At 41.4% G+C, this 13,254-nt stretch carries 12 protein-coding genes; all 12 read right to left on the bottom strand.

All coding sequences use genetic code 11. The features are described 5' to 3' along the window. Positions 1-12: 12 nt before the first annotated feature. The 12 genes from E7413_05775 to E7413_05720 all read right to left on the bottom strand — a co-directional run bounded on the left by E7413_05775 (position 13) and on the right by E7413_05720 (position 13,074). Positions 13-801 carry an electron transfer flavoprotein subunit beta/FixA family protein gene (locus E7413_05775; protein MBE7019365.1) on the bottom strand — a complete coding sequence of 263 codons (789 nt, stop codon included), beginning with the start codon at positions 799-801 and terminating at the stop codon, positions 13-15. 40 nt (positions 802-841) lie between these two features. Then, entirely contained in the window at positions 842-1,642 is an 801-nt protein-coding gene (locus E7413_05770; protein MBE7019364.1) for an alpha/beta hydrolase, read from the bottom strand. A gap of 39 nt (positions 1,643-1,681) precedes the next feature. Beyond that, a complete protein-coding gene (locus E7413_05765) occupies positions 1,682-2,590 on the bottom strand; it encodes a sugar phosphate isomerase/epimerase (GenBank protein MBE7019363.1) in 909 nt (302 codons plus the stop codon). A 24-nt stretch (positions 2,591-2,614) separates the two neighbouring features. Continuing rightward, positions 2,615-3,382 (bottom strand): esterase family protein, encoded by a 768-nt coding sequence (locus E7413_05760; protein MBE7019362.1) that lies wholly within the window; start codon positions 3,380-3,382, stop codon positions 2,615-2,617. A gap of 43 nt (positions 3,383-3,425) precedes the next feature. After that, entirely contained in the window at positions 3,426-4,403 is a 978-nt protein-coding gene (locus E7413_05755; protein MBE7019361.1) for an ABC transporter permease, read from the bottom strand. Further along, positions 4,397-5,506 (bottom strand): ABC transporter permease, encoded by a 1,110-nt coding sequence (locus E7413_05750; protein ID MBE7019360.1) that lies wholly within the window; start codon positions 5,504-5,506, stop codon positions 4,397-4,399. The genes E7413_05755 and E7413_05750 overlap by 7 nt, the downstream gene beginning before the upstream one ends. Beyond that, entirely contained in the window at positions 5,503-7,062 is a 1,560-nt protein-coding gene (locus E7413_05745; protein ID MBE7019359.1) for an ABC transporter ATP-binding protein, read from the bottom strand. The genes E7413_05750 and E7413_05745 overlap by 4 nt, the downstream gene beginning before the upstream one ends. 131 nt (positions 7,063-7,193) lie before the next feature. Continuing rightward, positions 7,194-8,405 carry a BMP family ABC transporter substrate-binding protein gene (locus tag E7413_05740; protein ID MBE7019358.1) on the bottom strand — a complete coding sequence of 404 codons (1,212 nt, stop codon included), beginning with the start codon at positions 8,403-8,405 and terminating at the stop codon, positions 7,194-7,196. Positions 8,406-8,467: 62 nt separating this feature from the next. Beyond that, complete coding sequence (locus E7413_05735) at positions 8,468-9,040, bottom strand: xanthine phosphoribosyltransferase (GenBank protein MBE7019357.1); 573 nt, start codon at positions 9,038-9,040, stop codon at positions 8,468-8,470. Positions 9,041-9,243: 203 nt separating this feature from the next. After that, entirely contained in the window at positions 9,244-11,364 is a 2,121-nt protein-coding gene (locus tag E7413_05730) for an alpha-galactosidase (protein ID MBE7019356.1), read from the bottom strand. Between the two features lie 68 nt (positions 11,365-11,432). Further along, a complete protein-coding gene (locus E7413_05725; protein ID MBE7019355.1) occupies positions 11,433-12,008 on the bottom strand; it encodes a YgjV family protein in 576 nt (191 codons plus the stop codon). Positions 12,009-12,165: 157 nt separating this feature from the next. Beyond that, a complete protein-coding gene (locus E7413_05720; GenBank protein ID MBE7019354.1) occupies positions 12,166-13,074 on the bottom strand; it encodes a diacylglycerol kinase family lipid kinase in 909 nt (302 codons plus the stop codon). Between the last annotated feature and the right edge of the window lie 180 nt (positions 13,075-13,254).

Genomic DNA, 13,254 nt, shown 5'->3' with positions numbered 1-13,254 from the left:
TTTCCTCCCCTTTTACACCAGTTTCCGTTCCCGAATTAACTGATACAAGCCTTCGCTCTGTTCCTCGGAATTTCCCGAAATACTGCGTTTTTCCGCATTCTTTTCCGGCGGGAAAATCCGTTCTACCTGAGTGGCAGAACCCATCAGACCGTAATGGTCAGGATTTTGGTCTGCAAAATCAGAGAAGGAATAGATAGTAATCAAATCATCGGTCACACTCTGTAGCACTTTATAAGAAGGAAGTCTGGGAGAATTGATGTCTCCGTCCACAGACAACAGACAAGGCATTTTGATATTCATTGTTGCAACCTTATCGTCCAAAGATGCGGTAACGGTGATAGAATCATCTGTCACATTGGTAACAGACAACACATTTGCCACATTGGGAATACCCAAAAATTCAGAAACTTCCGCACCAACCTGAGCAGTGTCACCATCGGTGGTCTGTTTTCCGCAAAGGATTACATCAAACTCCCCTGCTTTTTGAATTCCCTGAGAAATGGTGTAGGCAGTTGCCAAAACATCTGCACCTGCAAATTTTCTATCGGACAACACAGAACCTTTTTTTGCTCCCATACAAATGGCTTCTGTGATAATACTCTTTGCCTGAGGAGGTCCCATGGTGATCACTTCCACACTACCTCCATACTGTTCGGTTAAAGACAGCGCTGTTTCAATGGCATATAAGTCATAGGGATTCATTTTGCTCTGGATTCCGTCTCGTTTTAACACACCGGTAACCGGGTCCACTTCCACATTGGAAGAACCGGGTACCTGCTTGATACATACTAAAATCTTCATTGGCTTCTCCTTTATGATGTCGTTCGAGTCGGGTTCTTCGTTACAGAGATTTCATCCAAAGAACTGCTTGTTTTACCCATTGGCTGATATTTTCACCGATATGGCATTCCATCTGGGCGGTCACTTCATTTCCCAAACCAAAACCATGATGTCTGCCGGGATAAATATGCAGTTCAAAGGGAATTTTTGCCTTACTGTATGCCGTTGCCAAAATCAGAGAATTCTCCACCGGCACAACTTCGTCGGCACCACCATGCACAATATAGGCAGGAACTGTGTTTTCATCTACCAGATTTTCTAAGCTGACAGATGCCAACTCTTCCGCGGTGGGATTGGGGTTACAAAGCAGATTACGGAAACTGTCCTGATGAGAAAATTCAGGGTTTCCTGTCACCACAGGATAAACCAACACCACACCCTTAGGTTTATTGTAACCATAGGGCATCGGTACCGCTTCCTGCAACTCGGGAAGCATCCACATGGTTGCTAAAGAACCACATAAATGTCCGCCTGCAGAAAATCCAACGGCATACACCTCTTCGGGATCCATACCGTATTCTTCGGCATGGTCACGGATATATTTCATTGCTTTGGTTGCCTGAATCAGCTGATCGGGGAACTTATTTTGCATTTTATTCACGGAATAACGAAGCACAAAGGCATTGAATCCATATGGCAAAAATGCCTGTGCCACAGGGTCACCTTCCACAAAATTATCCACAAACTCATAACCGCCACCGGGAATCACCAACATTGCTTTTCTCTTGTACCAAGGGTTTTGGTCAGCAATGTATGTCCACAGTTCAGCTTCGTCATCTAACATTATTTTTTCAAATTTCATAGGAACTTTCCTTCCTTTCTTAGTCAAATCAAATTGTTGCTACTCTTCATACACACCGTACGTTGAAAGAATGTGTTTGCAAATATGATACATCAGCGAAAGTGCTTCCTTTCTGATTGCTACGCTTCCTTTTGCTAAAGGCCCGTCGGATTGCATCGTTCGGTGGTAATCAAATAAATGTTTCACCTCTAAGGTAAAATAACCATTGAATCCGGACTGAATCAATCCTCTCATCAAAGAATCGTAATCACAATTCCCCATCATAGGCATCAGATGTTCATCCAGATATCCACGGTTATCGTGAACGTGAATTGCACCCAAATTACTGCCCAATTCCAAAATTTCTTTCTGATGGTCAATCTTATCAATATTGGCATGTCCCACATCCCAGGCAGCACCAAACAACGGATGGTTCATATAAGCCACCATTGCGTTTAAATCTTTGGCATAAATGGGAAAATAGCACCCTTCTCTGCAATGTTTGATGGTGGTATTTTCAAATAAAATATGCACGTGATTTGCTTCCATTGCAGGAATCAACGCCTGAAAATAGGGAGCATTTGTTCTAAAATACTCCTCTGCTCCGTGGGGATATTTTATTTCGGGAAAAAAGCCGGAATGAACCACCATCTTGGAAATTCCCAGGATTTTGCACGCCTCAATGGCACGAATTGCGGCAGAAATTCCATATTCTGCCCGTTCACCCTGCAAAATGAAGCTGGGAGCGTGTGCCTGCACAAAGTGAATCCCCAAACGGTCTGCATTGGCTTTGGTCTTTTGGATTTCATCCCGCCATCCGTCACCCATAAACCAATGTTCGGAAACTTTCAACACACTGCCAAAATCATAATCCAAATACCGAAAAGGGGTATCGACAAACAGAGAAACCACCTGAGCCGGCGTATCTGCATAAGCTTCCATCCCTTGGATGGTTGTTGCTATTTTCATAACATCTCGTTTTTAGCTACAAGATTACTTGTCGCCAAACATCCATGCTAACACATACTGGATATATTCATCCCAGAATGTCCAACAATGAGTTCCTGCGGATTCACGGTAGGTATAATCGAAATGAAGGGTATTGAATTTATCACGGAGTTTTACATTTTCCTCATATACAAAGTCTTCTGTCCCAACTCCCATATACACACGGATTTTTTCCTCTTTTTTATCCAGCTCTTCTGCAAGGAAAAATAAATCTTCTGTTGCAGGAACATTTAAATCATCCCCAAAAATTGCAGGCATAAAATCAGGGCAGGTTCTTGCCCACAGATAAATATCTGTTACTGCGGAAAGGCCTGCGCAAGCGGTATAACGGTCAGGATTTCTGAGTCCGATTTTTAAGGCGCCATAACCGCCCATAGAAAGACCTGCGATAAAATTCAGTTCCTTCTTGCGAGGAATTCCGAAAAATTCTTCCATTAAGCGAGGTAATTCTTCGGTAATATAGGTATAGTACTTCTCCCCATATTTCATATCGGTGTAAAATCCTTTTCCACCAAAGGGCATTACCACACAGATACCATATTCCTCTGCATAGCGTTCAATGGAGGTACGACGCATCCAGATGGTATGGTCGTCACTTAATCCATGCAGTAAATATAAACATTTGTATTCACCGTTCTCCACTTTACCGTCCACACCGATTTGTCCTTCGGTGCTTCTCTGAGGCTTAATCACATAAGCGGTAGTCTGAAATCCTAAAGATTCGCTATAAAAATTTGCTTCAAAAAATGCCATAATTTTTCTCCTTTAATACCTGTTGTCTATTGGGATATATAAATTATCGTTCCTCACGGAAGTAGGGTAAGCCGAGTGCTTCGGGAGGTTGATTTTCTTTTCTGTTACGAATGCTGGTGATAATCAGCACAATAACAGTTACCACATAGGGCAACATATCAAAAAGCAGTTTACTGCTGACACTGATATTGGGAATGTAAGTGGGAATTACATATAAAAATCCAAATAAAATGGAACCTAAAATACTTAAGGACGGTCGCCACATAGAGAAAATAACCAAAGCAATGGCCAACCATCCACGGTCACCAAAGCCGTTGTTGGACCAAACACCATTGGCATAATCCATCACATAATACAAGCCGCCAAGACCTGCAATGGCACTACCGATACAAGTGAAAATGTATTTATATTTGGTTACGTTGATACCTGCTGCATCTGCAGTTTCAGGACTTTCTCCCACTGCCCTTAAATGAAGACCAACTCTGGTTTTATTTAAGAGGAATGAACTGAACAGCGCAATCGCAATTGCAACGTATACCAAAAAGCCATAAGATAAAAAGATGTCCCCGAACCAACCTAAGCTATTGGCAAAAGGAAGTTGTGTTTTAAAAATCTGACTGGTTCTGGAAAGAGAGATGGAGGGAACATCGGTGTTCACTAATTTTATGAGAGAACCGCCGAAGAAATTCCCAATCCCAATGCCGAAGGTGGTAAGGGCTAACCCTGTTACGTTCTGGTTTGCGCGAAGGGTTACGGTTAAGAAACAGTAAATCAGCCCCATCAGAAGAGAACCTAAAATGGAACAAAAAAGCGGAATCAGAACTGCCAAAAGCGGATTCATAACCACTCCGCTGTGCTCATAGAGAAAAGAACCTGCCACACCGCTGATAGCTCCCACATACATAATACCGGGAATTCCCAGATTCAGGTTTCCTGATTTTTCGGTGAGAATTTCACCGGTAGAACCAAGCAATAAAGGAGTCCCCTGCATGATTGCACGTTGGATAATTGTTGTTACCATACCTGTTCCTCCTTGCCTTTGAATTTCAGTTTATAGTTAATGAAGAATTCTGCTCCGATAATAAAAAATATGATAATTCCCGTGATAATATCGGAGAATGATGAATTCAAACGATATACTTCAGATATTTTGGAAGCACCTTTTTCCAAAAACACGATAAGCAGAGAAGTCAAAACCATGTAAATAGGATTGAATTTAGCAAGCCAGGACACCATAATTGCAGTATAACCTCTTCCGCCTGCGGTGTCACCTTTCAACGAATGGTCTGTGCCTGCTACCAGTAAAAATCCGGCAATCCCGCAAATAGCACCTGAAATTGCCATGGTGCGAAGCATTACCTTCTTCACATTGATGCCGATATATCTGGCAGTGTTCACGCTTTCACCCACTACTGATATTTCGTATCCTTGCTTACTATACTTCAGATAAATATACATCAAAACGGTAATCACTGCCACAATGATGATATTTAACATATATTTCTGACCTAAAACCGTGGGGAGTTGTCCGAATTCCAATACTCTGGGAGTACCGGACCCTTTCGGCATAGACATCTCCAAAGTAAAGTATGCCACCAATTGAATGGCAATATAGTTCATCATTAAGGTGAATAAGGTTTCATTGGCATTGATTCGGGTTTTAAAATATGCAGGAATCAATCCCCAAAGAGAACCTGCTGCAACCGAAGCAATGAAAGTCACCGCAATCAATGCACCCGTAGGCAATTTTTCTCCTAAAAAAATCATACAGCAGGCTGACGCCAAACCTCCGATTAAAACCTGTCCTTCTGCACCGATATTCCAGAATTTCATTTTAAATGCAGGAGTTACAGCCAATGCCACACAAAGAAGCATTGCAGTGTTCTGAATCAGATTCCAGGTAAGACGTGGAGTTCCCACGGCCCCTTTCATCATCGTTTGATACATTTTGAGAGGATCCAATTTCGTTAAGGAGATGGTCACAATACTACACACAACCAGTGCCAATACAATCGCAATTGCACGAATCATCCAGCCTTCCCACCAGGCAATATCGTCACGCTTTACAATATGCGGATGAAGACCGCCGCCTTTGGTTGCAGGTTGCTTTTTTAATTGCTTCATTGTTTGGCACCTCCTTTCAATTTGTCGGAATCATCCTTGGCAGACTTGGTCATTAAAATACCAATTTCTTCTTTAGTTGCCTGTCTTCCATCTACAATGCCGGTAATTTTGCCGGAGCCGATTACTAAAATCCTGTCGCAAAGTTCCAGTAACACATCTAGGTCTTCTCCCACAAAAATAACCGCTACGCCTTTTTCTTTCTGTTCGTTTAACAGATTATAGATGGTGTAAGAAGAGTTAATATCTAAGCCTCTTACGGGATATGCTGCCATTAACACCGTGGGAGAAGATGCAATTTCACGCCCAACCAGAATTTTTTGCACATTACCCCCGGATAATCTTCTTACGGGAGTGCTTGAGGAAGGAGTTACCACTTCCAGACGTTCAATAATTTCTTCTGCTAAACTTTTCGGTTTCTTTCTCTGCAGGAAGAAGGTTTTTCCTTTTTTATAGCTTCGTAGCATCATGTTATCCACAATGTCCATATTGCCAACCAAGCCCATACCAAGACGATCTTCGGGAACAAACGCAAGCCTCACCCCCATCTGACGAATTTCCAGAGGCGTTTTATCACGCAAATTTTCCACTACATCGGTTTTCGGATTCAGGTACAGGATTTCGCCATCTTCTAAATGCTGAAGACCTGCAATTGCCTCCAGAAGCTCTCTCTGTCCGCTTCCTGCAATTCCGGCAATCCCTAAAATTTCACCGGAACGGGCTGTGAAGGAAACATTGTCTAAAAGTTTGATACCTTCCCTGTTCACGCAATCAATATTTTTCACTACCAAACGATCCTGCATATTTTTAGGTTCACTTCGTTCAATATTTAAGGAGATTTTTTTACCAACCATCATTTCAGTAAGTTCTGATTCATTGGTTTGGGCAGTTTTCACAGTGCCGATATATTCCCCTTTTCGAAGCACCGCCACATTATCGGATAGGGATAGCACTTCGTGTAGTTTATGGGTAATGATGATAATCGCTTTTCCGTCCTCACGCATATTGCGAAGCACAGAAAACAGCTTAGTGGTTTCCTGAGGAGTCAATACTGCAGTGGGCTCATCTAAAATCAGAATATCTGCTCCGCGAAAGAGCACCTTGATAATTTCCACAGTCTGTTTTTCAGACACAGACATTTCATAAATTTTCTTATCAGGGTCCAGCTCAAATCCATACTGTTCGGTGATTTCTTTAATTCTTTCAACCGATTTGGCAACATCAAATCCTTTTTCATCTTCCAAACCCAAAATAATATTTTCTGCCGCAGTAAACACATTCACCAGTTTAAAATGCTGGTGAATCATCCCGATTTTATAGCGGAATGCATCTTTAGGAGAAGCAATTCTCACCTCTTCTCCATTCACAAAAATACTGCCGCTATCAGGATAATAAATTCCGGACACCATATTCATCAATGTGGTCTTACCGCTTCCGTTTTCTCCTAAGATAGAAAGAATTTCGCCCTTCCTCACGTTTAAACAAACGTTTTTATTGGCAACCACACTACCAAAAGTTTTCGTAATATTTTTTAATTCCAATGCCACATTTTGTTCCATAGCAATCTCCAATTTTTATAGTTTTCTGTGCGGTTTCCCAAACACACAGCCTTTTGCTTGGGAAACCGCGCATACGTGCTAAAACCGAAGATAGGGCGGAGAAAATCCCCGCCCTATACAATCAGGCTTAATTAGAATGCGCTGTTTAACAAGGTAATTCCGTCGATGTTGATATCGAAGTAAGGTGCGCTGCGGTATTCGGATTCATGGAAGTAACCGTCTGCGATAGCTTCAGTATCTTTTTCATAATCGGCATCGGTATCAACGTCTGCCATATAGGAATCTAAGGTTTTTCCTTCAACGGTGAAGGTAGCGGTATCAAACACTTTAATTTCGCCTGCGATTAATTTTGCTTTCGCTTCTTCTAAAGCTTCTTTGGTGCCTTCTGCTGCAACTGCTTCGTTTACATCAGTCAGTTTTACAGAACCTGCTTCGAAACCTTCACACCAGTCAGTAGCGATGGTTTCACCGTTTCCAACACAGTTAATGATATATTTGAAGTAAGGAGCCCAGTCGATTCTGGAAGAAACGATGAAGGTTTCAGGACAAGCTTCCTGAGTGCTTCCATTATAAGAAACGTTGGGAACGCCTGCATTTTCACAAGCAGTGGGAGCGCCCATAGAGTCAGCATGCTGGCTGATTAATACACAGTTGTTGGACAGCAGTTTGGTTGCTGCTTCTTTTTCTAAAGCTTCATCATACCAGCTGCCGGTGAACTGAACTTCCATAGTAACGGAAGGACAAACAGATTTTGCACCTAAATAGAAAGAGGTGTAACCGGAAACAACTTCAGCATAGGTGTATGCACCAACATAACCCATTTTTGCCTGGTCAGCAGTGATTTTACCGCTTTCGATCATTTCGTTTAATTTCATACCTGCTGCAATACCTGCTAAGTATCTGCCTTCATAGATGGAAGCAAATGCATTGTGGAAGTTTGCAACATTTTCAGTATGAGCAGTAGTACCAGTTGCATGGCAGAACTCTACATCGGGGAATTCTTTTGCAGCCTGCAACATGTAGGGTTCGTGACCAAAGCTGTTTGCAAATACGATATCGCAACCCTGGTCAGCTAAGTCTGCTGCTGCTTCGTAACATTCGTTACCTTCAGGAACGTTGGTCTTCATAATTACGTTTTCAGGGCTCAGACCAAGTTCTTTGGTTGCAGCTTCAGCAGCGTCCAAAAAGTTTTTGTCGTAGGTGGAGTTTTCGTCGTGCAGGAAGATGAAACCGATTGTCAGATCAGATGCAACAGCATCTTCTTTGGTGGTTTCGCCGCCGCAAGCGGTTAATACGCCTAAGAGCATTACTGCAACGAGCAGAAGTGAAAGGATTTTTTTCATTTGAAATACCCTCCTTGCCTCTTTGAGGCAATTTTTATTTATTTTGTTTTTTTCTTACAATGTTATTTGCGGAAGGTTAACGAATCGTCAGTCATCGATTCAATAATTGCTAAAGAATCCACGCGGATTCCCTGCGCTCTCAACTCATCTCCGCCGCCCTGAAACCCTTTTTCAATGGCAACCACACAACCTGCCAAGGATGCCCCGGCCTGATTCACAATATGAATCAATCCGTGAAGCGCATTTCCTTTGGCAAGAAAATCATCAATTAAAAGAACCTTATCATCGGCTTCCAAATATTCTTTACTTACCACGGCATCATACACATTTTTGCGGGTGAAGGATTCCACACGGGCAGAATAAACCCTGTCGGAAATATTGCCGGATTTATCTTTTTTAGCAAAAATCACCGGCACATTCAAAAACTGAGCCGCCGCAAATGCAATGGGAATCCCCGATGTTTCGATGGTAACAATTTTATTAACGCCCTCATTTTCATACAAACGGGCAATTTCTGTCCCCATTTCCATCAAAAAAGGAACATCCAATCTGTGATTTAAAAAGCAATCCACTTTCAGGATATCTCCGGGTAACACGGTACCCTCTTTTAAGATTTTTTCTTCTAACGCAAGAATGATGAATCACTCCTTTTAACCAAGAACATATTTTAATAGATAAATTATATCACATAAGCTTTCAAAAGTCAACAAATTTTGCGCTCGTTCTCCCCGATGATTCCCACAAAATAAACAACTTTTTTTTGGTGATTTTTTTCTAAGTTTGATAAAAAAATGACAATATCTCAGTAACAGAGATATTGTCATTTTAAAATCATAAATTATTTCATTTCCACCAAGAACATTTTGGAAGTTAAAGATGCATCCAGAGTAACAGGCATTCCCTGAGAGAATAAGCTGTATCCGCTGGTTACAAACTGTTTACCGGTTGCCACATCGGTCAAGATATAATCTTTGGTGCAGTCACAACCTTTCAGTTTCAACTGCCAGGTGTCTTCCTCGGTATTGGGCAGACGGTTGATGTTCACATAACCTTTAGTACCGTCGGGAAGCATAGCTTCAGTTACCACCCAACCTCTGCCGGAGAATCCACCCACCACAGGAGTGTGATGATAAAGTTTCACTTTGTTATGAATGGGTCTGATGTATTCCTTAAAGAGTTTTAAGTACTTCTGAATCATTGCTTCTAAAGCCGGATTGCCTTCTTCTTCATAACGGGCATAACCGGACAGCTGAGGAATCCCCTGAATGGTCATCTGCAGCTGAGATTCTGCATTACCGTAAGCAGATGCACTCATGGCAGAGCCGTAGATAAACATTAAACATTCCGGCGGTAAGCACATAGACATACCGTTGAAGGTTTTTGCAATTCTGGGGAATTTATACCAGTCGGAGAACTGGGTTTTAGAGAATCTTGTCATCATACCAAGGTCAGTTCTACCGCCACCGGATGCACAGTTTTCCAAGTGCAGATCGGGATATTTTTTGTGAATGTTATCAAAAATTCTGTGGATAGCTTCCACGTTACGCCAATGGCTGTTTTCTAAGTATTCACCGTTTTCATTGAAGCCGCCTTCTCCGATATAACCGTTGTTGTAGTCTAAACGAATCATATCCAGGTCATATTTTTCCACTAAAGAGCAAAGCACATCTTCAATATATTTTTCTGCTTCGGGATGAGAAAAATCAATCACACGTTCGATACCGTGACCGTAACGCTGGAGCAACCAACCGGGATGTTCTTCACGTGCCAAGCTATCAATACCCCAAGCTTCCGGTTCTACCCAAAGGCCGAATTTCAAGCCCAGTTCTTTTGCACGTTTTACCACGGGATGCAGGTCATTTTCCAGATGACACATATGCCAATCCCCAACGCTTAACCAGAAGTTTTTATCTGCTCTGCCGTACCATCCGGCATCCACCACGAAAATTTCTGCACCTAATTTTGCAGCACGTTCCACTTCGATAAGCAGTTTTTCTTCGGTCATTTCGTGTTCCATATAACCCCAATGGTCATAGGAAATCATATCATAACCACGGCTGGGTCTATGTAATAAATATTTTCTCTGATAGGTATGGAGATTGTAAATGGTATCGTCAAAATCGTTGTAACCAAAACCAAAATGGATGCGGGGTGCTTCCACTTCTTCTCCCGCTTCCATCACACGCATAGGTGCAGGTGCTTCGGGAGACAGATTGAATTTTACACGGATATAGGGTTTCAAACCGTTGTTATCGGTTGCCGCAAAGTTTCTAAAATCGTTTTTGAATGCAAACTTCCAGTTTGCGCCCCATTCCATCTGACATACAAAATATCCGCCCAAAAGGTCATTTTTTGCAATGGCAAAAGGATGACCATGACCGCTACGTCCATTTTCACCGCCAAAAGAAACCCAAGCATTGTAAGGCACATTGTACCAGTCAAAATTACCTTCTGCACCCCAATGATTATCTTTGAAACAACCCACATAAACCAAGGATTGATCATAGTCGCCCAAGGAGTCTTTCACATCGTGTTTCTTTTCCCATAAGGTACCGCAAAGGGGAGAAATTTTGGTGATAGACTGAGGTTTATCGGATAAGTTTTTAATATAAATATGACGGGAGAAGAATCCGTTTTCACCGCAATAAGTCTGCACTCTCATCTGTAATTGCAATTTGGGATTTTTTAAAGTCAATTCCGCATAAGCTCTGCCGGATGCTTCTTCTTTGGTTTCCCAGTTTTCAAATTCCCAGCCAAAGGTGGCATCCTTGCCGTCAACTGCCAGGTCAAAAGCAGTTACAGGAGCTTCCATCACGCAGTCGTGATCGTGGGGGGGCATACCGGTTGCGCAGTAGTTAATACTCACTAATCTGCCGTCCCAAAGTTTTTCGTTATAAATGGTAGTACCGGAACTATAACGAAAGTCCATACGTTCTTTGTTGAAAATAAAATGCTTCATTTTCTGTTCTCCATTTCATTTTAAATTTCTTCTATATGGGTTCATCTTAGTTGTCAGTTTTTATATGATTATTTTTCTTCTTGATTATGATATCGGATAATGCCGATTATAGCAGACACAATGGCTACCGATTCGTAAACAGCACCGCCCACGGAATGCACAATAATATCATAAATCAGCACCATCGGACAAGTAATCAGTACACTGATACGGATTTTTTGGGCACTTTTAAAAGATAAGCATAAGGTGTTTATCACAAGAGCTGCAATGACTAAAACAGCGTGAATACCATCTCCGGCCACAACCGATGACCAAATGCCTAAAACAAGCATTAAAAAGGCAAATAAAACGGGGAATAATTTGGGCCTGTAAAAACTTTTATTCTTGTGATAGTACACCAGACTTCTAAGAACTCCTACCGTGTTTAACACCGCACCGGGAATAGCACCCAACAAAAAATAGTGAGCGGCAAACACGCCACAATCCAACAAATTCACAACCAAAAGTTGCTTGTCTGTTTTCACCTGATATGCTAAAATTCCAAGCACAACGGTCAGCATTCCCAATATTTGTGCAATCACTTGTATTGTATCCATTTCCGATACCTCTTTCTTATGGAAAAGACCGTATGTCATTTCAAACAATGTGCTTTCCCTTTTGCGCAGCACAATCCTGATATTAGAGGTCTCAATATCTCTTGGAGAATGTCAAATTCTTCTCGCACATCCTCATGATCTTCCAAAAAACACAGATTATTGTTGATTCGCTTTATGAATTCCTCTTGCCATAACAAGCAAATGACTATTTCTCAGGCGTCTGATTGATAATCAGCTTAATCGCTTTGTTTAAATTATCCACTTGGATTGTTTCTTCCCCATAAGCATATTCACCGTCTAACGTCCAGTTAATCTTTTCTGAAGTTTCAATCACAATATGTTTTGCGCTGAAAAAGGTAATCATTTTTGATTTGTACTTTCTTGAAGTTAATGCTATCACAATCTCGTTCAGCTCAAAAAAATCTTTGGGCGGTTTTATCAGCAACACTTCAAATAATCCGTCACTGAAATCCACCAGCTTGGGGTCAAGATTAATGACACCTCCCACAGAAGTGGAATTGCAAATAGCACCAAATACAAAATCATCTTCAACCACATTATCATCTGCCATAAAGCGAAGATGTTTGCTCTTTAAATTGGTAATATCTTTAATCCCCTCCAACACATAAGCCAAGTGCCCAAAAGTATTTTTCGCATTTTGCGGCGTTCTGTACGACACCTCTGCAAAGGCACCAAAACATGCCACATAAGAAAAAGTTCTTCCGTTAAAAGAACCGATATCAATTTCATGAACGGAACCCACCATAATATCTTCTGCAGCCTGCATAATATTTTTGGAAAGTTTTAAGCTGTTGGCAAAATCATTGGTACTGCCGGCAGGAATATAACCAATTTTCACATCAGCGCCGGACTTTAGTACACCTGAAACAACCTCATTGAAGGTACCGTCTCCTCCAATGGCTACAATCAAATCAAAATCCTTGGCATTTTCTTTTGCAAACTGCTTGGCATCGCCGGCAGCTTTCGTCAGATAAACAGTGTTTTGATAGCCGTGTTCTCCGAACATCACCAAAATATCGGTCAAATATTTATTCGCTTTTTTTGTCCCTGCACAGGGATTCATAATCAGTAAAAGTTTTTTTGTTTTTTCCAAATTCAATCACTTCACTTTTCTTTCAAGGGGATATTTTGGATTTACCATCAAGAACCGTTTTACGGCAATATTTTTCTTTTATATGCCAAGCAACAAAGCTGTTTGTTATTATTTATATATCATATCATAATACAGTATAACACATAAAATAAAAAATGACAATATTTGTTACAATATTGT

The organism is Oscillospiraceae bacterium (genome assembly GCA_015068645.1).
Lineage (GTDB): Bacteria > Bacillota > Clostridia > UMGS1840 > UMGS1840 > SIG452.
The sequence above is the reverse complement of the archived record's forward strand: the minus strand, read 5'-3'. Positions and strand labels throughout refer to the sequence as shown.

Excerpts from the sequence above, each read along its gene's own strand:
- E7413_05775 (MBE7019365.1), bottom strand. The coding sequence starts at position 801 with ATGAAGATTTTAGTATGTATCAAGCAGGTACCCGGTTCTTCCAATGTG.
- E7413_05770 (MBE7019364.1), bottom strand. The coding sequence starts at position 1,642 with ATGAAATTTGAAAAAATAATGTTAGATGACGAAGCTGAACTGTGGACA.
- E7413_05765 (MBE7019363.1), bottom strand. The coding sequence starts at position 2,590 with ATGAAAATAGCAACAACCATCCAAGGGATGGAAGCTTATGCAGATACG.
- E7413_05760 (MBE7019362.1), bottom strand. The coding sequence starts at position 3,382 with ATGGCATTTTTTGAAGCAAATTTTTATAGCGAATCTTTAGGATTTCAG.
- E7413_05755 (MBE7019361.1), bottom strand. The coding sequence starts at position 4,403 with ATGGTAACAACAATTATCCAACGTGCAATCATGCAGGGGACTCCTTTA.
- E7413_05750 (MBE7019360.1), bottom strand. The coding sequence starts at position 5,506 with ATGAAGCAATTAAAAAAGCAACCTGCAACCAAAGGCGGCGGTCTTCAT.
- E7413_05745 (MBE7019359.1), bottom strand. The coding sequence starts at position 7,062 with ATGGAACAAAATGTGGCATTGGAATTAAAAAATATTACGAAAACTTTT.
- E7413_05740 (MBE7019358.1), bottom strand. The coding sequence starts at position 8,405 with ATGAAAAAAATCCTTTCACTTCTGCTCGTTGCAGTAATGCTCTTAGGC.
- E7413_05730 (MBE7019356.1), bottom strand. The coding sequence starts at position 11,364 with ATGAAGCATTTTATTTTCAACAAAGAACGTATGGACTTTCGTTATAGT.